General features: G+C 70.6%; 20 protein-coding genes. 13 read left to right on the top strand and 7 right to left on the bottom strand.

Annotated features, from left to right (window positions below; all coding sequences use genetic code 11):
* Nucleotides 1-49: 49 nt before the first annotated feature.
* On the bottom strand, nucleotides 50-1,204 hold the full coding sequence (locus tag M2283_RS23040) for an adenylate/guanylate cyclase domain-containing protein (protein ID WP_280878241.1): 1,155 nt from the start codon (nucleotides 1,202-1,204) through the stop codon (nucleotides 50-52).
* 143 nt (nucleotides 1,205-1,347) lie between these two features.
* The gene (locus tag M2283_RS23045; protein WP_280878242.1) at nucleotides 1,348-2,208 is read right to left on the bottom strand and encodes a biotin--[acetyl-CoA-carboxylase] ligase; all 861 of its coding nucleotides are present in this window, start codon (nucleotides 2,206-2,208) and stop codon (nucleotides 1,348-1,350) included.
* Between the two features lie 111 nt (nucleotides 2,209-2,319).
* Between M2283_RS23045 and M2283_RS23050 the strand changes: the two genes are divergently transcribed.
* The 4 genes from M2283_RS23050 to M2283_RS23065 all read left to right on the top strand — a co-directional run bounded on the left by M2283_RS23050 (nucleotide 2,320) and on the right by M2283_RS23065 (nucleotide 5,080).
* Entirely contained in the window at nucleotides 2,320-3,957 is a 1,638-nt protein-coding gene (locus tag M2283_RS23050) for an acyl-CoA carboxylase subunit beta (RefSeq protein ID WP_280878243.1), read from the top strand.
* Between the two features lie 17 nt (nucleotides 3,958-3,974).
* Nucleotides 3,975-4,184, top strand: a complete 210-nt coding sequence (locus M2283_RS23055; RefSeq protein WP_280878244.1) for an acyl-CoA carboxylase epsilon subunit — start codon at nucleotides 3,975-3,977, stop codon at nucleotides 4,182-4,184.
* Between the two features lie 117 nt (nucleotides 4,185-4,301).
* Nucleotides 4,302-4,430, top strand: coding sequence for a morphogenic membrane protein MmpB (mmpB, locus tag M2283_RS23060; protein ID WP_280878245.1), 129 nt, complete (start codon nucleotides 4,302-4,304; stop codon nucleotides 4,428-4,430).
* Between the two features lie 23 nt (nucleotides 4,431-4,453).
* Nucleotides 4,454-5,080: a Maf family protein gene (locus M2283_RS23065; RefSeq protein WP_280878246.1), complete on the top strand. Its 627-nt coding sequence runs from the start codon at nucleotides 4,454-4,456 to the stop codon at nucleotides 5,078-5,080.
* Here the strand turns inward: M2283_RS23065 and M2283_RS23070 are convergent.
* Complete coding sequence (locus M2283_RS23070) at nucleotides 5,049-5,525, bottom strand: hypothetical protein (RefSeq protein WP_280878247.1); 477 nt, start codon at nucleotides 5,523-5,525, stop codon at nucleotides 5,049-5,051. The two genes, M2283_RS23065 and M2283_RS23070, sit on opposite strands and share 32 nt — an antisense overlap.
* Nucleotides 5,526-5,888: 363 nt before the next feature.
* On the opposite strand from M2283_RS23070, the gene M2283_RS23075 reads away from it, so the two are divergent.
* Together M2283_RS23075 and M2283_RS23080 are read left to right on the top strand one after the other, a co-directional pair.
* Entirely contained in the window at nucleotides 5,889-7,661 is a 1,773-nt protein-coding gene (locus tag M2283_RS23075) for an acetyl/propionyl/methylcrotonyl-CoA carboxylase subunit alpha (RefSeq protein WP_280878248.1), read from the top strand.
* Between the two features lie 80 nt (nucleotides 7,662-7,741).
* On the top strand, nucleotides 7,742-8,314 hold the full coding sequence (locus M2283_RS23080; protein ID WP_280878249.1) for a TetR/AcrR family transcriptional regulator: 573 nt from the start codon (nucleotides 7,742-7,744) through the stop codon (nucleotides 8,312-8,314).
* 113 nt (nucleotides 8,315-8,427) lie between these two features.
* On the opposite strand, the gene M2283_RS23085 is transcribed toward M2283_RS23080, so the two are convergent.
* Both M2283_RS23085 and M2283_RS23090 read right to left on the bottom strand, forming a co-directional pair.
* Nucleotides 8,428-9,375, bottom strand: a complete 948-nt coding sequence (locus tag M2283_RS23085) for a DeoR/GlpR family DNA-binding transcription regulator (RefSeq protein WP_280878250.1) — start codon at nucleotides 9,373-9,375, stop codon at nucleotides 8,428-8,430.
* A gap of 166 nt (nucleotides 9,376-9,541) precedes the next feature.
* On the bottom strand, nucleotides 9,542-10,990 hold the full coding sequence (locus tag M2283_RS23090; protein ID WP_280878251.1) for an NAD(P)H-quinone dehydrogenase: 1,449 nt from the start codon (nucleotides 10,988-10,990) through the stop codon (nucleotides 9,542-9,544).
* Between the two features lie 95 nt (nucleotides 10,991-11,085).
* Here M2283_RS23090 and M2283_RS23095 point away from each other — a divergent pair, with 95 nt between their 5' ends.
* The 3 genes from M2283_RS23095 (at nucleotide 11,086) to M2283_RS23105 (ending at nucleotide 14,244) form a co-directional block, all read left to right on the top strand.
* Nucleotides 11,086-11,523 carry a gamma-glutamylcyclotransferase gene (locus tag M2283_RS23095; RefSeq protein ID WP_280878252.1) on the top strand — a complete coding sequence of 146 codons (438 nt, stop codon included), beginning with the start codon at nucleotides 11,086-11,088 and terminating at the stop codon, nucleotides 11,521-11,523.
* Between the two features lie 143 nt (nucleotides 11,524-11,666).
* The gene (locus M2283_RS23100; protein WP_280878253.1) at nucleotides 11,667-12,491 is read left to right on the top strand and encodes a purine-nucleoside phosphorylase; all 825 of its coding nucleotides are present in this window, start codon (nucleotides 11,667-11,669) and stop codon (nucleotides 12,489-12,491) included.
* Nucleotides 12,492-12,612: 121 nt separating this feature from the next.
* A complete protein-coding gene (locus M2283_RS23105) occupies nucleotides 12,613-14,244 on the top strand; it encodes a phospho-sugar mutase (protein ID WP_280878254.1) in 1,632 nt (543 codons plus the stop codon).
* A 27-nt stretch (nucleotides 14,245-14,271) separates the two neighbouring features.
* Here M2283_RS23105 and M2283_RS23110 read toward each other — a convergent pair whose 3' ends face one another.
* Nucleotides 14,272-15,840, bottom strand: a complete 1,569-nt coding sequence (locus tag M2283_RS23110; protein WP_280878714.1) for a purple acid phosphatase family protein — start codon at nucleotides 15,838-15,840, stop codon at nucleotides 14,272-14,274.
* Between the two features lie 216 nt (nucleotides 15,841-16,056).
* Here M2283_RS23110 and M2283_RS23115 point away from each other — a divergent pair, with 216 nt between their 5' ends.
* On the top strand, nucleotides 16,057-17,238 hold the full coding sequence (locus M2283_RS23115; protein WP_280878255.1) for a glycosyltransferase family 39 protein: 1,182 nt from the start codon (nucleotides 16,057-16,059) through the stop codon (nucleotides 17,236-17,238).
* 112 nt (nucleotides 17,239-17,350) lie between these two features.
* Here the strand turns inward: M2283_RS23115 and M2283_RS23120 are convergent, their stop codons facing one another.
* Entirely contained in the window at nucleotides 17,351-18,076 is a 726-nt protein-coding gene (locus tag M2283_RS23120) for a PH domain-containing protein (protein ID WP_280878256.1), read from the bottom strand.
* 158 nt (nucleotides 18,077-18,234) lie between these two features.
* Between M2283_RS23120 and deoC the strand changes: the two genes are divergently transcribed.
* From deoC to M2283_RS23135, 3 genes are read left to right on the top strand one after another with little or no spacing between them, the layout of a single operon-like run.
* Nucleotides 18,235-19,191: a deoxyribose-phosphate aldolase gene (gene deoC / locus M2283_RS23125; protein ID WP_280878715.1), complete on the top strand. Its 957-nt coding sequence runs from the start codon at nucleotides 18,235-18,237 to the stop codon at nucleotides 19,189-19,191.
* Nucleotides 19,192-19,197: 6 nt separating this feature from the next.
* Nucleotides 19,198-20,652, top strand: coding sequence for an aldehyde dehydrogenase family protein (locus M2283_RS23130; protein WP_280878257.1), 1,455 nt, complete (start codon nucleotides 19,198-19,200; stop codon nucleotides 20,650-20,652).
* Entirely contained in the window at nucleotides 20,645-21,562 is a 918-nt protein-coding gene (locus tag M2283_RS23135; protein ID WP_280878258.1) for an aldehyde dehydrogenase family protein, read from the top strand. The genes M2283_RS23130 and M2283_RS23135 overlap by 8 nt, the downstream gene beginning before the upstream one ends.
* Nucleotides 21,563-21,629: the final 67 nt, after the last annotated feature.

Genomic DNA, 21,629 nt, shown 5'->3' on the forward strand with positions numbered 1-21,629 from the left:
GCCTACGGAAAAGTCCGGTACCGAAAAGTCCGGTACCGAGAAGGCCGGACTACGCCGTTCCGGCCCGCCGCGTGAGCAGCCACGGTTCGACCACGCCCAGGCCTCGCACCGGCCGCTGCCACATCGGCTGGAGCCCGAAACGGTAGGTCGGCGGGTCCTCGCCCTCCTTCTCGGCGGTGGCCGCGGCCTCGGCGGCCTCCGCCTCCGAGGCGGGCGCCTCGCCGCTGCGGATCAGCTCCTCCGCGAAGGCGCTGTCGACCAACACCGCGTCCCGAGGAGCTATCGACGTCAGCCGCGAGGCCAGGTTCACCGTCGTGCCGAAGACATCGCCCATACGGGTGGTGACCGTGCCGAAGGCGATGCCGACCCGCAGCTCGGGCATCGTCTCGTCGTTCGCCATCGTCTCGATCAGCCGCAGCGCGATCTCCGCGGCGATCCCGGCGTCGTCCGCCGAGTACAGCACCTCGTCGCCGAGCGTCTTGATGAGCCGTCCGCCGTGCGCGGCCACCAGGTCCGCGGCGGTCGTCTCGAAGGCCTCGACGAGTTCGCCGAGCTCCTCCTCCTCCATCCGCCGGGTCAGCCGCGTGAAGCCGACCAGGTCGGCGAACCCGACCGCGAGCCGCCGGTCCACCATCTCCTCGTCGTCGGCCGCCTGGACGACCCGGCCGGTCGCGGCGGCGAGCTGGCGCCGCCAGACGTAGACGAGGAACTCCTCCAGCTCGGGCAGCAGCAGCTCGACGAGGGGGTACGTCACCTCGGTGCGCGTCATGCCCGGCTCGGGCGGCTCGGTCAGGCCCTCAAGGAAACTGTCGATCTGCCACTCGGCCAGGCGGGCGGTGGTCTGCCCGGTGGACCGGGCCACCTGCACCGCCATCGCCTCGCTGAGCAGGCCCGCCTCCACGAGACCGGCGAGCCGGCGCAGGGCCAGCACGTCCGCCTCCGTGAGCGCCTTGGCCTGGCCGATGTCGGCGAAGCCCATCGCCCGCCAGAAACGCGAGGCCAGCTCCATGGAGACGCCCGCGCTGCGCGCCGCCTGGAAAGGGGTGTAGCGCCGCTCCGCGCCGAGGATGAGCCCTTCGAGGCGCAGGGCGAGCGGGTCCTCTCCGAGGGTCTCGCCCGGGTTGTCTGCGAGGTCGCCGGGGTTGTCGGGCGGGTCAACCCGGCCGTCCGCGCCCGCGCCGGAGCCCGTGTCGTCGACGGTCACGCCTGCTGCCCTTCCGATCTGCCGCGGTCAGGTATCGACCGGCCATAACTCTACGGCAGCTGTGCCGTAGCTCACTCCGTAGTCGACGTGACCGTCTACTGGGGGCTGTGCCTATGAAGCAACGAAGGACCCGCCCGACACCCTCACGCCGGGCGCAAGTGCACGATGTCCCCCGCCCCCACCGGCTCCTGCACCCCCTCCTCCGTGGCCAGGACCAGCCTTCCGTCACCGTCGATCGCGACCGCCTCGCCGGTAATCGAGCGGTCGCCGGGGAGTTCGGCACGTACGACTCGGCCCAGCGTGGCGCAGCCCGCCGCGTACGTCTCCTGCAACCCGCTCGCCACCGGGTCGCCGCCCGCCCCGCGCCAGCGGCCGTACCACTCCTCCAGGGAACGGAGGACGGCCCGCAGCAGAGGGTCCCTGTCCGTGGTCACCGCGTCGGCCAGCGCCAGCGAACCGGCCTGCGGCACCGGCAGCTCGCTCTCCCGCAGGGTGACGTTGATGCCCACGCCGACGACCACCGCGTCGTCGCCCGCCCGCTCGGCGAGGATGCCGCCGGCCTTGCGTTCCTGGCCGTCGATGGTCACCAGGAGGTCGTTGGGCCACTTGAGGGCGGTGTCGACGCCGGCCGAGCGGGAGAGGCCCGTCGCCACGGCGACTCCGGTGAGGAGGGGGAGCCAGCCCCAGCGGGTCACCGGGACCTCGGCGGGGCGGAGCAGGACGGAGAAGAAGAGGCCGGAGCGGGGCGGTGCCGTCCACTGGCGGTCGAGACGGCCGCGGCCCGCGGTCTGCTCCTCGGCCACCAGTACCGTGCCCTCGTCCGCCTTGCCGGAGCCGGCCAGGGCGACCAGGTCGGAGTTGGTGGAGCCGGTGCTCTGCACCACCGTCACCTCGCGCCACAGCCCGCCCTCCCGCAACAGCCCGCGCCGCAGCGCGAGGGCGTTGAGGGGTGGCCGTTCGAGGTCGGACCAGCGGCTGTCGTCTGAGGCATCGCGCGGCGTCATGCAAGCCACCCTAGGTGTGGCAAACGCCGCACTGCCGATTGGTAGGCACACCACTACGCTACGGATGAGTAACCGTCCCCCCTTTTGAGCAGGCAGGGAGCCACGATCCCGATGTCCGAGCCGGAAGAGCGCCACGAGATCCAAGAGACCCAAGGGATCCAAGGGACCCCTGGGATCGACATCCACACCACCGCGGGCAAACTCGCGGATCTCCAGCGCCGGATCGACGAGGCGACGCACGCCGGCTCCGCACGCGCCGTCGAAAAGCAGCACGCCAAGGGCAAGTTGACGGCCCGTGAGCGGATCGACCTGCTGCTCGACGAGGGTTCCTTCGTCGAGCTCGACGAGTTCGCCCGGCACCGCTCCACCAACTTCGGCCTGGAGCACAACCGCCCTTACGGGGACGGCGTGGTGTCCGGCTACGGCACGGTCGACGGCCGCCCGGTCGCCGTCTTCTCCCAGGACTTCACCGTCTTCGGCGGCGCCCTCGGCGAGGTCTACGGCCAGAAGATCGTCAAGGTCATGGACTTCGCCCTGAAGACCGGCTGCCCGGTCATCGGCATCAACGACTCCGGCGGGGCCAGGATCCAGGAGGGGGTCGCCTCTCTCGGCGCGTACGGCGAGATCTTCCGCCGCAACACCCATGCGTCCGGGGTGATCCCGCAGATCTCGCTCGTCGTCGGGCCCTGCGCCGGCGGCGCGGTCTACTCCCCCGCCATCACCGACTTCACGGTCATGGTCGACCAGACCTCGCACATGTTCATCACGGGCCCGGACGTCATCAAGACCGTCACCGGCGAGGACGTCGGCTTCGAGGAGCTGGGCGGCGCCCGCACCCACAACTCCGTGTCCGGCGTGGCCCATCACATGGCCGGCGACGAGAAGGACGCCATCGAGTACGTCAAGCAGCTGCTGTCGTACCTGCCGTCCAACAACCTCTCCGAGGCCCCGGTCTTCCCCGAGGAGGCCGATCTCGCCGTCACGGACGAGGACTTGGAGCTGGACACCCTCGTACCGGACAGCGCGAACCAGCCGTACGACATGCACACGGTGATCGAACACGTCCTGGACGACGCCGAGTTCTTCGAGACGCAGGCCCTGTACGCGCCGAACATCCTCACCGGCTTCGGCCGCGTCGAGGGACGGCCGATCGGGATCGTCGCCAACCAGCCGATGCAGTTCGCCGGTTGCCTCGACATCACCGCGTCCGAGAAGGCCGCCCGCTTCGTGCGCACCTGCGACGCCTTCAACGTCCCGGTGCTGACCTTCGTGGACGTCCCCGGCTTCCTGCCCGGCGTCGACCAGGAGCACGACGGCATCATCCGCCGCGGCGCCAAACTGATCTACGCCTACGCCGAGGCGACGGTCCCCCTGATCACCGTCATCACCCGCAAGGCCTTCGGCGGCGCCTACGACGTCATGGGCTCCAAGCACCTCGGCGCCGACCTCAACCTCGCCTGGCCCACCGCCCAGATCGCCGTCATGGGCGCCCAGGGCGCGGTCAACATCCTGCACCGGCGCACCATCGCCGAGGCGCAGACGAACGGCGACGTCGAGGCGACCCGCGCCCGCCTCATCCAGGAGTACGAGGACGCCCTCCTCAACCCCTACATCGCGGCCGAACGCGGCTACATCGACGCCGTCGTCATGCCCTCCGACACCCGCGGCCACATCGTCCGCAGCCTGCGCCAACTCCGCACCAAGCGCGAGACCCTGCCCCCCAAGAAGCACGGCAACATCCCCCTCTAGCCCGCCCGGGAGCCGCCATGAACATCAAGGTCGTACGGGGCAATCCGACCCCGGAGGAGTTGGCCGCCGCCCTGGCGGTGGTCCGAGCCCGAGCGGTAGCGGCAGAGGCCACGCCGGGTGATGAGGAGCCCGCGCGGGCAGCATGGTCCGACCCGTCAAGGATCGCGACCCACCGCCTACCGCAGCCGGGGCCCACGGCATGGACCCGCACCTACTGGCCGAGCTAGTCCTGGCCGACTTCTTCTTTGGGGGCGCGGGGAACCGCGCACAGAGGGACAACTCAGGGCGCCAATTTAAGTACCCGTACTCAGGCGCCCTCCCTCGCCCAGCCGCACGCTAGTGACATGCTTTGGTCCGACCCGAAGAACGAGCCGCCTGACGAACTCCGCGACATGCAGGAGACCCTCAGGCGGCTCGGCTTCTTCCTGGCCCTGGCCATGATCGTCGCCATGATCGTGCTGGGCGTGAGATAGGGGCCGACGGCTAATCTGACCGCATGACCGCTCAGCCGCGCAGACGACTCGTCCTCGCCTCCCAGTCCCCGGCCCGCCTCAACCTCCTCCGCCAAGCGGGCCTCGCACCGGAGGTGATCGTCAGCGGGGTGGACGAGGACGCCATCACCGCCCCCACCCCCGCCGAGCTCGCGCTCGCCCTGGCCGAGGCGAAGGCCTCCGTCGTGGCCGCCCGTCCGGAGGTGCACGGCGCCCTGGTGATCGGCTGTGACTCGGTGCTGGACCTGGACGGCGAGGCGCTGGGCAAGCCGGCCGACGCCGAGGAGGCGACGGCCCGTTGGAAGGCGATGCGCGGCCGTGTGGGCACGCTCCAGACCGGTCACTGCGTCTGGGACACCTCGGACGACAACAAGCGGTACGTGTCGGCGACGGCGTCCACCGTCGTCCGCTTCGGCGAGCCCACCGACGAGGAGATCGCCGCGTACGTCGCCACGGGCGAACCCCTCTACGTCGCCGGGGCGTTCACGCTCGACGGCCGCAGCGCGCCGTTCATCGAGGGCATCGACGGCGACCACGGCAACGTGATCGGCCTCAGCCTGCCCCTGGTTCGCCGCCTGCTGGCCGAACTGGGCGTCGGCATCACGGAGTTGTGGGCGCCGGCGGAGTCGTGACCTTCGGGCCGTCACTCCCCTCGGCGTCCTGGGGCTCCTCGGGGGCGGGCGCAGCCTTGGTGTCGTAGGTCATCAGCAGCAGCACGATGAGCGCGAGTACGACGATCATGAACAGGAACGCCGTCCAGCCCACCAGCCCCCACACGAAGGCGGCGAGCAGCCCGTGCACCACCGCCGCGCTGATCAGCAGGACGCGGCCGAGGCCGGCCGGGGGGCGGTTGCGCAGGGCCACGAGCAGGGCGACCAGTCCGCACAGGGCGTAGTAGAGGCCGAAGACGACCCCGCCGGCCTTCGAGGACACGGCCATGGTGTCCGGGTCGAGACCGGCCAGGGACATGTCCTGGCGGTCGACGACGATGCCGAGGAACCAGTTCAGCGCGAAGACGCCGAACGCCTCGGCGAACAGCACGATCGCCACGATCCACGCCACCGGCCTGCGTATCACCGGTCCCCACCCACTTCCGAGCCGAGCCTTGTTACCCCAAGTACGTTCGATACACCGCGAACGCTACTAACGGGTAAACCCGGGGACAAGGGTTCTGCGGACCGCAAAGAATCATTGGGCCATTCGTAGGGACTCCACAAAGAAACCGCGTGGCCCGCAGCACGTGATGACAGAGACCTTGACCACAGGAGCGGGCTAGGGTTTCCCCAAGGAGTCCCGCGCACCTAGGTGCGACAAGGGATTTCACGGGTCGAGCACGCCGCGCATCACGCTCCGTGTGGGCAAGCTCACCACCCGGGACGGGTCGAAGTGCCGTGTCGGCAGTCCCTAAACTCGGCTTGTTTCAAGGAGGGAGCCTCAATCGTGCGCAAGGTGCTCATCGCCAACCGTGGCGAAATCGCTGTCCGCGTGGCCCGGGCCTGTCGGGACGCCGGGATCGCGAGCGTGGCCGTATACGCCGACCCGGACCGGGACGCTCTGCATGTCCGCGCCGCGGATGAGGCGTTCGCCCTGGGCGGTGACACCCCGGCGACCAGCTACCTCGACATCGAGAAGGTCCTGAACGCGGCCCGCGAGTCCGGCGCCGACGCCATCCACCCCGGCTACGGCTTCCTCTCCGAGAACGCGGAGTTCGCCCAGGCGGTCCTGGACACGGACCTGATCTGGATCGGCCCGCCGCCGCAGGCCATCCGCGACCTGGGTGACAAGGTGGCGGCCCGGCACATCGCGCAGCGCGCCGGTGCCCCGCTGGTCGCCGGCACGCCCGACCCGGTCTCGGGCTCGGACGAGGTCGTCGCCTTCGCCCAGGAGCACGGGCTGCCGATCGCCATCAAGGCCGCCTTCGGTGGCGGTGGCCGCGGTCTGAAGGTCGCCCGCACGCTCGAAGAGGTCCCGGAGCTGTACGACTCCGCGGTGCGCGAGGCGGTCGCCGCCTTCGGGCGCGGTGAGTGCTTCGTCGAGCGGTACCTGGACAAGCCCCGGCACGTGGAGACGCAGTGCCTGGCCGACAGCCACGGCAACGTGGTCGTCGTATCGACGCGTGACTGCTCGTTGCAGCGCCGGCACCAGAAGCTGGTCGAGGAGGCGCCCGCGCCGTTCCTGTCCGACGAGCAGGTCGCCGAGCTGTACGCCTCCTCGAAGGCCATCCTCAAGGAGGCCGGCTATGTCGGCGCCGGGACCGTGGAGTTCCTGGTCGGCGTGGACGGCACGATCTCCTTCCTGGAGGTCAACACCCGTCTCCAGGTGGAGCACCCGGTCACCGAGGAGGTCGCCGGCATCGACCTCGTGCGCGAGATGTTCCGTATCGCCGACGGCGAGGAACTCGGCTACGGCGACCCCGAACTGCGCGGCCACTCCTTCGAGTTCCGCATCAACGGCGAGGACCCGGGCCGCGGCTTCCTGCCCGCCCCCGGCACCGTGACGACCTTCGCCCCGCCGTCGGGCCCGGGCGTCCGCCTGGACGCGGGCGTGGAGTCCGGCTCGGTCATCGGCCCGGCCTGGGACTCGCTCCTGGCCAAGCTGATCGTCACCGGCGCCACCCGCGCGCAGGCGTTGCAGCGCGCGGCCCGCGCCCTGGACGAGTTCCAGGTCGAGGGCATGGCCACCGCCATCCCGTTCCACCGCGCGGTCGTCAGGGACCCGGCGTTCGCCCCCGAACTCACCGGCAGCCAGGACCCGTTCACGGTCCACACCCGCTGGATCGAGACCGAGTTCGTCAACGAGATCAAGCCCTTCACCGCCCCCGCCGACGCGGAGACGGACGAGGACCCGGACCGCGAGACGATCGTCGTCGAGGTCGGCGGCAAGCGCCTGGAGGTCTCCCTCCCGTCCTCGCTGGGCATGTCGCTGGCCCGCACCGGCCTCGCCGCCGGCGCCCGCCCCAAGCGCCGCGCGGCCAAGAAGTCCGGCCCCGTCGCCTCCGGTGACACGCTCGCCTCCCCGATGCAGGGCACGATCGTCAAGATCGCGGTCGAGGAGGGCCAGGAGGTCAAGGAGGGCGACCTGGTGGTCGTACTCGAAGCGATGAAGATGGAACAGCCGCTCAACGCGCACAAGGCCGGCACCATCAAGGGCCTGTCCGCCGAGGTCGGCGCCTCCATCACCTCGGGCGCCGCGATCTGCGAGATCAAGGACTGAGCCGTACGGCATCGACAGGCGCCCGGCAGACGGCAACGGCCGCTCTGCCGGGCGCCTTCGCACAAGGGCAGGTGAGTCCCATGACGGCCAACCCCCCGGCAGGCCTACGCGCCGACGCCCGCCGCAACTACGAGCGCCTCCTCACCGAGGCCCGCGCCACCTTCGCCGCCCAGGGCACGGACGCTTCCCTGGAACACGTGGCCCGGCGCGCGGGCGTGGGCATCGGCACGCTGTACCGCCACTTCCCCAACCGTCACGCCCTGTTGAGCGCCGTCTTCGAGGACGCGGTGGGCGACCTGCTCTCCCGCGCCCACACCCTCCTGGACGCCCCCGACCCCTGCACGGCCCTGGTCACCTGGCTACGAGAGATCGTCACCCACGCCGGCGAGTACCGAGGCTTGTCCAGAGCGCTGATGTCCGTCACGACGGACCACACGTCAGCCCTGTCCCGCTGCAGCGACCCGATCCAACAGGCGGGCGCCGCACTCCTGACCCGGGCTCAGCAAGCGGGCACGGTCCGCGAGGACATCACCATCACCGACCTCCTCCAACTGACCCACGCCATCGCGTTGGCAGCGGAGGAGTCTCCGGGAGACCCAAATCTGGCGGACCGTCTACTGACCCTGACCCTACGGGGCTTGAAGACGGGTTGATTGTCGATCGAGGCGCAGGTGCATGCCCCTAAGGGGCACGGGGAACTGCGCGACAAGCCACGAACTGCCCGCACCCGCCCACGAACACAGTCCCCTACGGCGAATAGGCGCCCTTAACGCCGCCGCATATCAGCGACCCGGGCCCGCTCGGCCCCCGGCGAAGTCTCACCGAGCGTCGTGGCCGACCTAAGTCCCGCCGCCCCCCGCCGAGGCGCCGGCAGAGCCACATCCCGCCGAGCCCCCCGGGGAGGGACCGCATCATTCCCCGCCGTATTTCCCGACGCCCCCGCGACAGCGATCTGCACACCCTGATCAGCCAACGCCTGCAATTCGGCGCCCGCCCGATCATCATGCGCAGGCGGCTCGTCGGTCACCAGCCGCGTGATCACATCCGTGGGCACGGTCTGGAACATCGTGTCCGAACCGAGCTTCGTGTGATCGGCGAGGACGACGACCTCCGCCGCGGCCTGCACCAGCGCCCGGTCGACGGACGCCGACAGCATGTTGGACGTGGAGAGCCCCCGCTCGGCGGTGAGCCCACTCCCGGAGAGGAAGGCACGGGACACGCGCAGCCCCTGAAGGGACTGTTCGGCACCGCTGCCCACCAGGGCATAGTTGGAGCCACGCAGGGTGCCGCCGGTCATCACGACCTCCACGCGGTTGGCATGGGCCAACGCCTGGGCCACCAACAGGGAGTTGGTGACGACGGTCAGTCCGGGCACCCGGGCGAGCCGGCGTGCCAGTTCCTGGGTGGTGGTTCCCGCCCCGACCACGATGGCCTCGCCCTCTTCGACGAAGCTCGCGGCGAGATCGGCGATGGCCGTCTTCTCGGCGGTCGCGAGATGTGATTTCTGCGGAAAGCCGGACTCCCGCGTGAACCCGCCCGGCAGTACCGCACCGCCATGCCGGCGGTCGAGGAGTCCTTCTGCCTCCAGTGCGCGCACGTCCCGCCGTACGGTCACTTCGGAGGTCTGGACGACGCGGGCGAGTTCCCGGAGCGACACGGCCCCGTTTGCTCGCACCATTTCGAGGATCAATTGGCGACGTTCTGCAGCGAACACGAAACTGACAGTAACGCGGACGACCGTCTGCTTTCAGCAGTTTGCGCCGAATAGCAGAAGTTGTTCGCACACAAGCACGGGAAGTGGTATAAGGCCTATCCGTGCCGACTATGCCGTACGCATGCTCGACAACTCCCCGTGACCAGCGGGGAGTCGGTTTTCGCGGTCAGGCCTCGCCCGTCGCCTTACGGGTGTGCAGCTGTCGGGCCACCTCGGCGATCGACCCCGAAAGGGAGGGATAAACGGTGAACGCGTTCGCGATCTGTTCGACCGTCAGATTGTTGTCGACGGCGATCGAGATCGGATGGATCAGTTCCGAGGCGCGCGGGGAGACCACGACACCGCCGACCACGATGCCGGTGCCGGGGCGGCAGAAGAGCTTCACGAAGCCGTCCCGGATGCCCTGCATCTTGGCGCGCGGGTTGCGCAGCAGCGGCAGCTTCACCGCGCGGGCGTCGATCTTCCCGGAGTCGACGTCGGCCTGGGAGTAGCCGACGGTGGCGATCTCGGGGTCGGTGAAGACGTTCGAGGAGACCGTCTTGAGGTTGAGGGGGGCCACCGCGTCGCCGAGGAAGTGGTACATGGCGATACGGCCCTGCATGGCGGCCACGGAGGCGAGCGCGAAGATGCCGGTCACATCCCCGGCCGCGTACACGCCCGGAGCGGTCGTGCGGGAGACCTTGTCGGTCCAGATGTGGCCCGACTCGCGCACCCGCACGCCGGCTTCCTCCAGACCGAGGCCCGCGCTGTTGGGGATGGCGCCGACGGCCATCAGGCAGTGGGAGCCGGTGATGACGCGGCCGTCGGAGAGGGTGACCTCGACCCGGTCGCCGACCCGCTTGGCGGCGGCGGCACGGGAGCGGGCCATGACGTTCATGCCCCGGCGCCGGAAGACGTCCTCCAAGACGGCGGCAGCGTCCGGGTCCTCGCCGGGCAGCACGCGGTCGCGGGAGGAGACGAGGGTGACCTTGGAGCCGAGGGCCTGGTAGGCGCCGGCGAACTCGGCGCCGGTGACGCCGGAGCCGACCACGATGAGTTCTTCGGGCAGTTCGGTGAGGTCGTAGACCTGCGTCCAGTTGAGGATGCGCTCGCCGTCGGGCAGGGCGTCGTCCAGCTCGCGGGGGTGTCCGCCGGTCGCGATGAGCACGGCGTCGGCGACGAGGGTCTCCTCGGTGCCGTCGGCCGCGGTGACCACGACCTTGCGGGAGCCGTCCAGGGCCTGCATGCCCTCCAGGCGGCCACGGCCGCGCAGGACCCGGGCGCCGGCCCGGGTGACGGAGGCGGTGATGTCGTGCGACTGGGCGAGGGCGAGCCGCTTCACACGCCGGTTCACCTTGCCGAGGTCCACGCCGACCACCCGGGCCGCCTGTTCCAGCGGTGGGGTGTCGTCGGCGACGATGATGCCCAGCTCTTCGTACGAGGAGTCGAAGGTGGTCATCACCTCCGCCGTGGCGATGAGGGTCTTCGACGGCACGCAGTCGGTCAGCACCGACGCCCCGCCCAGACCGTCGCAGTCGACGACGGTCACCTCCGCGCCGAGCTGCGCCGCTACCAGGGCAGCTTCGTATCCGCCGGGTCCACCACCGATGATCACGATCCGAGTCACGTACCCCATTGTCCCGCACGCTTCAAGGTGCGATCGCCAGGGGGCGGGCCGAGGGGCCCGTGGTGCCGGAGAGGGGCGTGTGTCGGCTGCCGTACCCTCGACGCATGTCGCTCTACGCCGCGTACGCCGGCAACCTCGACGCGCGGCTGATGACCCGCCGCGCTCCCCACTCGCCCATGCGCGCCACGGGCTGGCTGAACGGGTGGCGGTTGACCTTCGGGGGCGAGCACATGGGCTGGGAGGGCGCGCTGGCGACGCTGGTCGAGGACCCGCTCTGCCAGGTCTTCGTCGCGTTGTACGACATCGCGCCGCTGGACGAGGAGTCCATGGACCGGTGGGAGGGCGTCGGCCTCGGCATCTACCGCCGGATGCGGGTCCGGGTGCACACGCTGGAGGGCGAGGAGCCCTCGTGGGTGTACGTCCTCAACGGGTACGAGGGTGGGTTGCCGTCCGCCCGTTACCTCGGGGAGCTGGCGGACGCGGCCGAGTCGGCGGGGGCGCCGCACGACTATGTGATGGAGCTGCGCAAGCGGCCCTGTTGAACACAGGGGTCACACGGGAAAGTGACAGGCGCCACAAAGATCCCGTTCTGTCGCAGGGTTCGTTGGAAACGACAAGACAACGATCGCCATCCCGTCAGCTCTGTCATCTACGCGCGTAGGCCTTGACCGGCTACCCTCATCGCGTGAACGCATCTCTTCTTCCGGACGACATCCAGGGCGACCCCTATGCCGCCGCCGACGCCGCCGCCTCGCGCCTGCGCGAACTGACCGGCGCCGAGACCCATGACGTCGCCCTCGTGATGGGCTCGGGCTGGGCTCCGGCCGTGGACGCCCTGGGCGCACCCGACGCCGAGTTCCAGGTCACCGAGCTGCCCGGCTTCCCGCCGCCGGCGGTGGAGGGACACGGCGGCACGGTCCGCTCGTACCAGATCGGCGCGAAGCGGGCCCTGGTCTTCCTGGGCCGTACCCACTACTACGAGGGCCGTGGCGTCGCCGCCGTCGCGCACGGTGTGCGTACCGCGGTGGCCGCCGGCAGCAAGACGATCGTCCTCACCAACGGGTGTGGCGGTCTGCGCGAAGGTATGCGGCCGGGGCAGCCGGTACTGATCAGCGACCACATCAATCTGACGGCGACCTCTCCGATCGTCGGCGCGAACTTCGTCGACCTCACCGATCTCTACTCGCCTCGGTTGCGGGCGTTGTGCAAGGAGATCGACCCGAGTCTGGAGGAGGGCGTGTACGCGCAGTTCCCCGGGCCGCACTACGAGACTCCGGCGGAGATTCGGATGGCTCGGGTGATCGGGGCGGATCTGGTGGGCATGTCGACTGTGCTCGAAGCGATTGCTGCGCGTGAGGCGGGGGCTGAGGTGCTGGGTATTTCCCTGGTGACGAATCTCGCCGCGGGTATGACGGGTGAGCCGCTGAACCATGAGGAGGTTCTGCAGGCCGGGCGGGACTCTGCCACTCGGATGGGGTCTCTGCTCACTCAGGTGCTTGGTCGGCTGTAGGTGCGCTGCTGGGGCTTCGCCCCCAGACCCCCATCGGCCCCGAAAGGGCCTCGTCCTCAAACGCCGGACGGGCTGAAAGACACGGACTGGCGTTGGCACACTCACGGAGGTTGAAGCGACCGTGCACGACGATCTCATCGCCCGGGCCCAGGCCTGGCTCGCCGAGGACCCGGACCCGGACACGCGCGACGAGTTGGCCAAGCTCATCGAGGCCGGGGATGTCGCCGAACTCGGCGAGCGGTTCAGCGGGACCCTCCAGTTCGGCACCGCGGGTCTTCGCGGTGAGCTCGGGGCCGGGCCGATGCGCATGAACCGGGCGGTCGTCATTCGGGCCGCCGCCGGGCTCGCCGCCTATCTCAAGGGGAAGGGCGAGACGGACGGGCTCGTCGTCGTCGGGTACGACGCCCGGCACAAGTCCGCCGACTTCGCCCGGGACACCGCCGCCGTGATGACGGGGGCCGGGCTGCGGGCCGCCGTGCTTCCCCGGCCGCTGCCGACGCCCGTACTCGCCTACGCCATAAGGCACTTGGGCGCCGTCGCCGGTGTCGAGGTCACCGCCAGTCACAATCCGCCCCGCGACAACGGGTACAAGGTGTACCTCGGCGACGGCTCGCAGATCGTGCCGCCCGCGGATGCGGAGATCGCCGCCGAGATCGATGCCATCGCGCGCCTGGACGATGTTCCTCGTCCCGATGCCGGCTGGGAGATTCTCGACGACGCCGTCCTCGACGCCTATCTCGCGCGCACGGATGCCGTGCTTGCCGAGGGGTCGCCGCGTAGCGCTCGTACCGTCTATACCGCCATGCACGGTGTCGGCAAGGACGTGTTGATGGCCGCCTTCGCTCGGGCCGGGTTCCCGGAGCCCGTGCTCGTGGCCGAACAGGCCGAGCCCGACCCGGACTTCCCTACCGTCTCCTTTCCCAATCCGGAGGAGCCGGGGGCCATGGATCTCGCGTTCGCGCGGGCCCGGGCCACCGATCCCGACCTGATCATCGCCAACGACCCCGACGCCGACCGCTGTGCCGTCGCCGTCAAGGAGAGCGGTGAGTGGCGGATGCTGCGCGGGGACGAGGTCGGCGCGTTGCTGGCCGCGCATCTCGTGCGGCGCGGGGCGCGGGGGACCTTCGCCGAGTCGATCGTGTCGTCCTCGCTGCTCGGGCGGATCGCCGAGAAGGCCGGGCTGCCGTACGAGGAGACGCTGACCGGGTTCAAGTGGATCGCCCGGGTGGAAGGGCTGCGCTACGGCTATGAGGAGGCCCTCGGCTACTGCGTGGACCCCGACGGTGTGCGCGACAAGGACGGCATCACCGCCGCGCTTCTCGTCACCGAGCTTGCCTCCGAACTGAAGGAGGAGGGGCGGACGTTGCTCGATCTCCTCGACGATCTCGCCGTCGAGCACGGGCTGCACGCCACCGACCAGTTGGCGGTGCGGGTCGAGGACCTGTCCGTGATCGCCGATGCCATGGGGCGGCTGCGGGAGCGGCCCCCGACCGAGTTGGCGGGGCTCGCCGTCACCCGGTCCGAGGACCTCAATCAGGGCACCGACCGGCTGCCGCCCACCGACGGGCTGCGGTACACGCTGGAGGGGGCCCGCGTGATCGTCCGCCCGAGCGGCACCGAGCCGAAGCTGAAGTGCTACCTGGAGGTCGTCGTGCCGGTCGGCGCGCTCGCCGATCTTCCGGCGGCGCGGGCCAAGGCCTCGGACCTGCTGGCGGCGATCAAGCGGGACCTGTCGGCGGCGGCCGGTATCTGACCCCCGTCAACCTCCCTCTACGGTCGGTCAGTCGGCCTTCCGCTCGACCGTGAAGCGGTCCACCTCCGCGCCCGTCGCGGCCAGCGCCCGTACCGTCAGGGTCGAGGTGCCGTGTCGGTGGGCGGGGGTGACGTCGACGCGGATGAAGGAGTAGCCGGTGTAGCGGACCCGGGACCAGTCGACGTTCTCGGTGACCTTGCCGTCGGCGCCCGTCCAGTACGTCGGCACCGGGCCGACCTCGTCCTCGTGGCCCTCGTAGCTGTCGGCCACGGGGAAGGCATAGACGCTCTCGCCGCCCGCGCCCGCCGTCACGTACACCACGCCGCCGCGCGCGGGTTCGTGCGTGCCGCCGATGGGGAGGGCGCGTACGGCCTTGTCCCGGACGACCGGGTCGGTGCGCTCGTAGATGTGGTTGTGGCCGTTGACCACGAGGTCCACCTGGTGCTTCTCGTAGAGCGGCACCCACTGCTCGCGCACCCCGCCCTCGGAGGCGTGCGAGGTGGTGGTGGAGTAGGCGCAGTGGTGGTGGAAGACGACGATGAAGTCGATGCCGGGCGTCCTGCGCAGTTGGCCGAGGCGCTTGTCGAGCCAGACGGTCTGTTTGCCGTGCGTGTAGCCGATGTTGGCGGGGATCTCGTACGACACGTCGTTGGCGTCGATCGAGACGACGGCGACGTTGCCGTGCACGAAGGAGTACACGCCCGGGGCGTTGTCGGGGTCGAAGCCGTTGGCCGGGAGGGTGAAGCGGGCCTCGTTGCCGCCGTAGCCGTTGGGTGAGTACCAGGCCTCCATGTCGTGGTTGCCGAACGCGACCATCCAGGGCACGCGGCTGGACAGCGGCTCGATCTGGGCGAGGAACTGGTCCCACTGGCGGGCGTCGTAGCTGCTGCTGTCGGCGGGCAGGCCGTGGCCGGTCTCCTCGGCGTAGCAGATGTCGCCCGCGTGCAGGTGGAAGGCCGGGTTCTGGGCCTGGACCAGGGCGTTGAGGCCGATGGAGGTGTAGCTCGGGTTCTGGTCGCCGAACGCCGTGAAGGTGAAGGGGCGGGTGGTGCGCTCGGCGGGGGCGGTGGTGAAGGAGTAGACGGTGTGCGCGGCGCCGGGGTGGGCGGGGTCGAAGCCGTCGTGGCCGACGCCGTAGTAGTACGTGGTGCCGGGGCGCAGGTTGTCCAGGGCCGCGTGGACGTAGTACTGGTCGATGTCGGCGCTCTTGCCGACGCCGGCCGGGGTGAACAGGTCGCGGACCTCGGCGGGGATGCGGTGGCCGAGGTCGAGGGGGCTCAGGCCGATCCGCAGGTAGGGGTCGCGGACGGGGAGCGGGACCTGCCAGGAGACCCGCATCTGGGTGCGCGGGTCGGCGCCGTAGGCGAGGTGCCGGCCGAACGGCGCCACCAGCGCGCCGTCGACGGAGTCGGTGGACGGGCGGGTGATGAGGTCCGGGGTCGCGGCTCCGGCCGGGCCCGACGCGGCGAGTCCGGCGCCCGTGGCGGCGGCGATGGCGCTGGTGCGCAGCAGGCCGCGGCGGGACAGGGCGCCGCGGAGGTACGCGTGCCGCTCCGGCATGGTCAGTCCGTCGGCCAGTTCGGCGGGGATGCCCATGCGGGGCGTGTGCAGAGGGGAGTTCATGGGCGTGACGCTGGCAGCGGCCGGTGAATGGGGACTGGACTGAACCTCTGCATTGGCCCATGTACGGGTCCGTAGCACCCCATCGGGTGATTTACCGGGGTCCGTTGACCTGGGTTCCACGTCCTGCCGGGGCGCGGCGGCAACGGTGGACGGCGAACGCACCGCCGAGCCAGCCCTGGAGCCACCGCCGTGTCCTCGACCGCCACCCGGCCGACACCCCGAGCGACCACCGCACCCACCGGCTCGCCGAGGCCCGCTCCCCCTCCCCCGCCCGTCCTGCGGCGCGCGGCCCCCGCCCTCCTCGCCTATCTCGCTGTACGCCTCACCGGCCTGCTGGTGCTCACCCTCTGGGCGCACCGTCAGCACCACGGCGTCTGGCCGATCCTGGCGGTCCAGTGGGACGCCGACTGGTACCTCGGCATCGCCGACCACGGCTACGCGCACGTCCTGGGCACCGCGCGCGACGCCAACAACCTGGCCTTCTTCCCGCTCTACCCGTATCTCATGAAGGCCGTCGCCGTGCTGACCCCGGGCTCCCGCGCCTCCACCGGTCTGGGCATCGCCGTGGTCTCCTCGGTCGTCGCCGCCTGGGGCGTCTTCGCGGTGGGCGACCGGCTGCACGGGCGCCGGGCCGGGGTGCTGCTGACCGTGCTGTGGGCCGCGCTGCCGGTGGGCCTGGTGCAGTGGATGGGGTACACGGAGTCGCTGTTCACGGCGTTCTCGGCCTGGGCGCTGTACGCGGTGCTCACCGAACGGCCGCTGCTCGCCGGGGCGTTGGCGACGCTGGCCGGCCTGACCCGCCCGACCGGCATCGCGGTGGCCGCCGCGGTCACCGTCTGGGCCCTGCTCGCGCTGCGCCGCCGCCCTTTCGACCCACGTCTCCTCGCGGCCGCCGCCCTGGCCCCGCTCGGCTGGTGCGGATACGTCGGCTGGGTGGGGCTGCGCCTGGGCCGCTGGGACGGCTACTTCGCCGTACAGCGGCTGTGGCACAACGAGTTGGACGGCGGGGTCCAGACGCTGCGCCGGATGCGCGAGTACCTGATGTACGACTCCACGCCCGAGTTGTTCTTCGTGCTGGTGACCTGCGCGCTGATCGTGGCGGTGGTGCTGTACGCGCTGTCGGTGTGGGACCGGCAGCCGCTGCCGCTGCTGGTCTTCACCGGCGTCCTGCTGGTGATCGTCCTGTGCAGCGGAGGCGTCTACTTCCCGCGCGCCCGCTTCCTGCTGCCGGGCTTCCCACTGCTGCTGCCGCTCGCCCTGCATCTGGCCCGCGCCTCGCGCCGGTACCGCGCGCTCGCTCTGACGGCGGCGGTGCTCGGGTCGGCGTACTGCGGGGCGTACATGGCGCTGGTGTGGCCCAGCGCGCCCTGATTCACGGGGGGCGGGCTAGGGCGTCATACGGGATGCCCGGCCCGGGGTGACGTGGTCGGCCCGGGTCACGTGATCGGGCTGGGTCACGTGATCGGGCCGGCCGCCCCGGTCGTCAGCCCACCACCAGCAGAATCACCAGCAGCACCGCACCGGCCAGCGTCGGCCCCGCGACCTCGTATGCCCAGCGCACGGTCACCTCGCCCTGAGCCGTCTCGGCCTGCCCACGGGTCTCCATGAACTCCCGCAGCTCGTCCATGACCTTGTCGGTCTCCGCACGCACCGGCCCGTCCGGGACGGCGGCGGCACCGCGCGACAGCCCGCCGCCCAGGCCACCACCGAGTCCGCCGCCCCCGAAGGCGCCGCCGAAACCGCCGCGGCTCCGCCCGCTTCTCCCCGCGACCTGGTCCGCCGCCGCCCGGGACTCCCGCCGGGACGCCTTCTTCCGCGCCCGCAGGGAGACGGGGACGGACCATAGCTGGTACTTCGCGCCGGACTCCGTCACGACCTCGTTCGAGAAGCTGGAGCGCAGGGAGGCGACCTGCCCCCAGGGCAGCACGATCACCCGGAACGGATTGCGGATGCGCAGCCGGTCCTGGTTGGCGTACACCGCGGGACGCAGTGTGAAGGCGACGACCGGCGGCACGACCAGGATCAGCGTGGCGAGCGCCAGCCACGGCGTGCGGCCGTGCCCGGAGAAGATCGCGTCGAGGCCCAGCCAGGCCACGATGGCGAGCAGCAGCACACCACCGGCGATCCCCGCGGGCGACCGGTAGATCCGGTCCTTGGACTCGGCTGCCGGGGGTTGCGGCGCTGGTGACTGGGGCTCGGACGTCGTCATGGTCCCGATTGTCCACGACGGCACCGACAACGCTCGACCGCGGGGCCCCTACCCGACGGACAGCCAGGCAGCAGCCGGGGAGGCACCCGGGGCCGCTTCCAGGAGTGAGTCCGGGGCTGTACAGCCGCTACGCGCGTAGATATGCTCGTCTGGTGACCATGCCCACCACTGCACCTGCCACACACTCACTCGGCGAGGTGACGGCGTCCGACAGCACGCTGCGCCGTTTCCTCCACGGGCTGCCCGGCGTCGACACGGTCGGCCTGGAGGCGCGCGCCGCCTCGCTCGGCACCCGTTCCATCAAGACCACCGCGAAGGCGTACGCCATCGACCTCGCCATCTCGATGGTCGACCTGACGACGCTGGAAGGCGCGGACACCCCCGGCAAGGTCCGGGCGCTCGGCGCCAAGGCGGTCCATCCGGACCCGACCGACCGCGCGACGCCCTCGACCGCGGCCGTCTGCGTCTATCCCGACATGGTGCCCGCCGCCAAGGAGGCCGTCGCCGGCTCCTCGGTCAAGGTCGCCTCGGTCGCCACCGCCTTCCCGGCCGGCCGCGCCGCGCTCGACGTGAAGCTGGCCGACGTGCGCGACGCCGTGGACGCGGGCGCCGACGAGATCGACATGGTCATCGACCGCGGGGCGTTCCTCGCGGGCAAGTACATGAAGGTGTACGACGAGATCGTCGCCGTGAGGGAGGCCTCGGGCGCCGCCCGCCTGAAGGTCATCTTCGAGACCGGCGAGCTGTCGACGTACGACAACATCCGCCGCGCGAGCTGGCTCGGCATGCTGGCGGGCGCGGACTTCATCAAGACGTCGACGGGCAAGGTCGCGGTCAACGCCACGCCCGCGAACACCCTGCTGATGCTGGAGGCGGTGCGGGACTTCCGCGCGCAGACCGGCGTCCAGGTCGGCGTGAAGCCCGCGGGCGGTATCCGTACCTCCAAGGACGCCATCAAGTTCCTGGTTCTGGTCAACGAGACCGCGGGCGCGGACTGGCTGGACAACCACTGGTTCCGCTTCGGCGCGTCCTCGCTCCTGAACGACCTGCTGATGCAGCGTCAGAAGCTGGCCACCGGCCGCTACTCCGGCCCCGACTACGTGACGGTGGACTGATCCCCCATGGCATCCACACCCGCATCCGCATCCGTTTTCGAGTACGCACCGGCGCCCGAGTCCCGCTCGGTCGTCGACATCGCGCCCTCCTACGGCCTGTTCATCGACGGCGAGTTCACCGAGGCGGCGGACGGCAAGGTCTTCAAGACCGTCTCCCCCTCCACCGAAGAGGTCCTCTCCGAGATCGCCCAGGCGGGCGAGGCGGACGTCGACCGCGCGGCGAAGGCCGCCCGCAGGGCCTTCGAGAAGTGGTCGGCGCTGCCCGGCTCCGAGCGCGCCAAGTACCTGTTCCGCATCGCCCGGATCATCCAGGAGCGCAGCCGCGAACTGGCCGTCCTGGAGACGCTGGACAACGGCAAGCCGATCAAGGAGACCCGCGACACCGACCTCCCCCTGGTCGCCGCGCACTTCTTCTACTACGCGGGCTGGGCCGACAAACTGGACCACGCCGGCTTCGGCGCGAACCCGCGGCCGCTCGGCGTCGCGGGCCAGGTCATCCCCTGGAACTTCCCGCTCCTGATGCTGGCGTGGAAGATCGCCCCGGCGCTGGCGACGGGCAACACGGTCGTCCTCAAGCCCGCCGAGACGACCCCCCTCTCCGCCCTCTTCTTCGCGGACATCTGCCGCCAGGCGGGCCTGCCCAGGGGCGTCGTCAACATCCTTCCCGGCTACGGCGATTCGGGCGCCGCGCTCGTCGCGCACCCGGACGTGAACAAGGTCGCCTTCACCGGCTCCACCGCGGTCGGCAAGGAGATCGCGCGGACGGTCGCGGGCACCCGCAAGAAGGTCACCCTCGAACTCGGCGGCAAGGGCGCGAACATCGTCTTCGACGACGCCCCCATCGACCAGGCGGTGGAGGGGATCGTCACCGGCATCTTCTTCAACCAGGGCCAGGTCTGCTGCGCGGGCAGCCGTCTCCTCGTCCAGGAGTCCATCCAGGACGAGCTGTTGGACTCCCTGAAGCGCAGGCTCTCCACGCTCCGCCTCGGCGACCCGCTCGACAAGAACACGGACATCGGCGCGATCAACTCCGCCGAACAGCTCGCCCGGATCACCTCACTCGTCGAGCAGGGCTCGGCGGAGGGCGCCGAGCGCTGGTCCCCGGAGTGCGAACTCCCCTCCTCCGGCTACTGGTTCGCCCCGACGCTCTTCACGAACGTCACCCAGGCGCACACCATCGCCCGCGACGAGATCTTCGGCCCGGTCCTGTCGGTCCTCACCTTCCGCACCCCGGACGAGGCCGTCGCCAAAGCCAACAACACCCAGTACGGCCTCTCGGCGGGCATCTGGACCGAGAAGGGCTCCCGGATCCTCGCGGTCGCGAGCAAGCTCCGGGCCGGCGTCATCTGGTCCAACACGTTCAACAAGTTCGACCCGACCTCGCCGTTCGGCGGGTACAAGGAGTCGGGCTTCGGCCGCGAGGGCGGTCGCCACGGCCTGGAGGCGTACCTCGATGTCTGAGAAGTCCGACAAGACAGAACAGCAGCGTCTGAGCGTCTTCAAGACCTACAAGCTGTACGTGGGTGGCAAGTTCCCGCGTTCCGAGAGCGGCCGGGTGTACGACGTGACGGACTCGAAGGGCAAGTGGCTGGCGAACGCGCCCCTTTCCTCCCGCAAGGACGCCCGGGACGCGGTCGTGGCCGCGCGCAAGGCGTTCGGCGGCTGGTCGGGCGCGACGGCGTACAACCGGGGCCAGGTCCTCTACCGCGTCGCCGAGATGCTGGAGGGCCGCAGGGAGCAGTTCGTGCGCGAGGTCGCGGACGCGGAGGGCCTGTCGAAGGCCAAGGCGACCGTGCTGGTGGACGCGACGATCGACCGCTGGGTCTGGTACGCGGGCTGGACCGACAAGATCGCCCAGGTGGTCGGCGGCGGCAACCCGGTCGCGGGCCCGTTCTTCAACCTGTCCTCCCCGGAGCCGACGGGTGTGGTCACCGTCCTCGCCCCGCAGGAGTCCTCGTTCCTGGGCCTGGTCTCGGTACTCGCCCCGGTGATCGCCACCGGCAACACGGCCGTCGTGATCGCCAGCGAGAAGTCCCCGCTCCCGGCACTGTCGTTGGGCGAGGTGCTGGCCACGTCCGACGTACCGGGCGGTGTCGTCAACGTCCTCTCCGGGAGGACGGCGGAGATCGCGACGCCCCTGGCCGCACACCAGGACGTCAACGCGATCGACCTGGCCGGCGCCGACGACGTACTGGCGAAGGAACTGGAGATCGCGGCGGCCGACAACCTCAAGCGTGTCCTTCGTCCACAGCCTGTGGGCGAAGTCGACTGGTCGACAACTCCGGGCCTCGACCGCATGACGGCGTTCCTGGAGACGAAGACGGTCTGGCACCCGACGGGCGCCCTGGGCGCATCGGGCTCGTCGTACTGAGCCACCAGCCACCCCCCACGGACGAGCCGCGCCGCCCCACCATCCGGGGGCGGCGCGGCTCTCTCTT

Origin of the sequence: Streptomyces pseudovenezuelae, from assembly GCF_029892565.1 — a bacterium.
GTDB classification, from domain to species: Bacteria; Actinomycetota; Actinomycetes; order Streptomycetales; family Streptomycetaceae; genus Streptomyces; species Streptomyces pseudovenezuelae_A.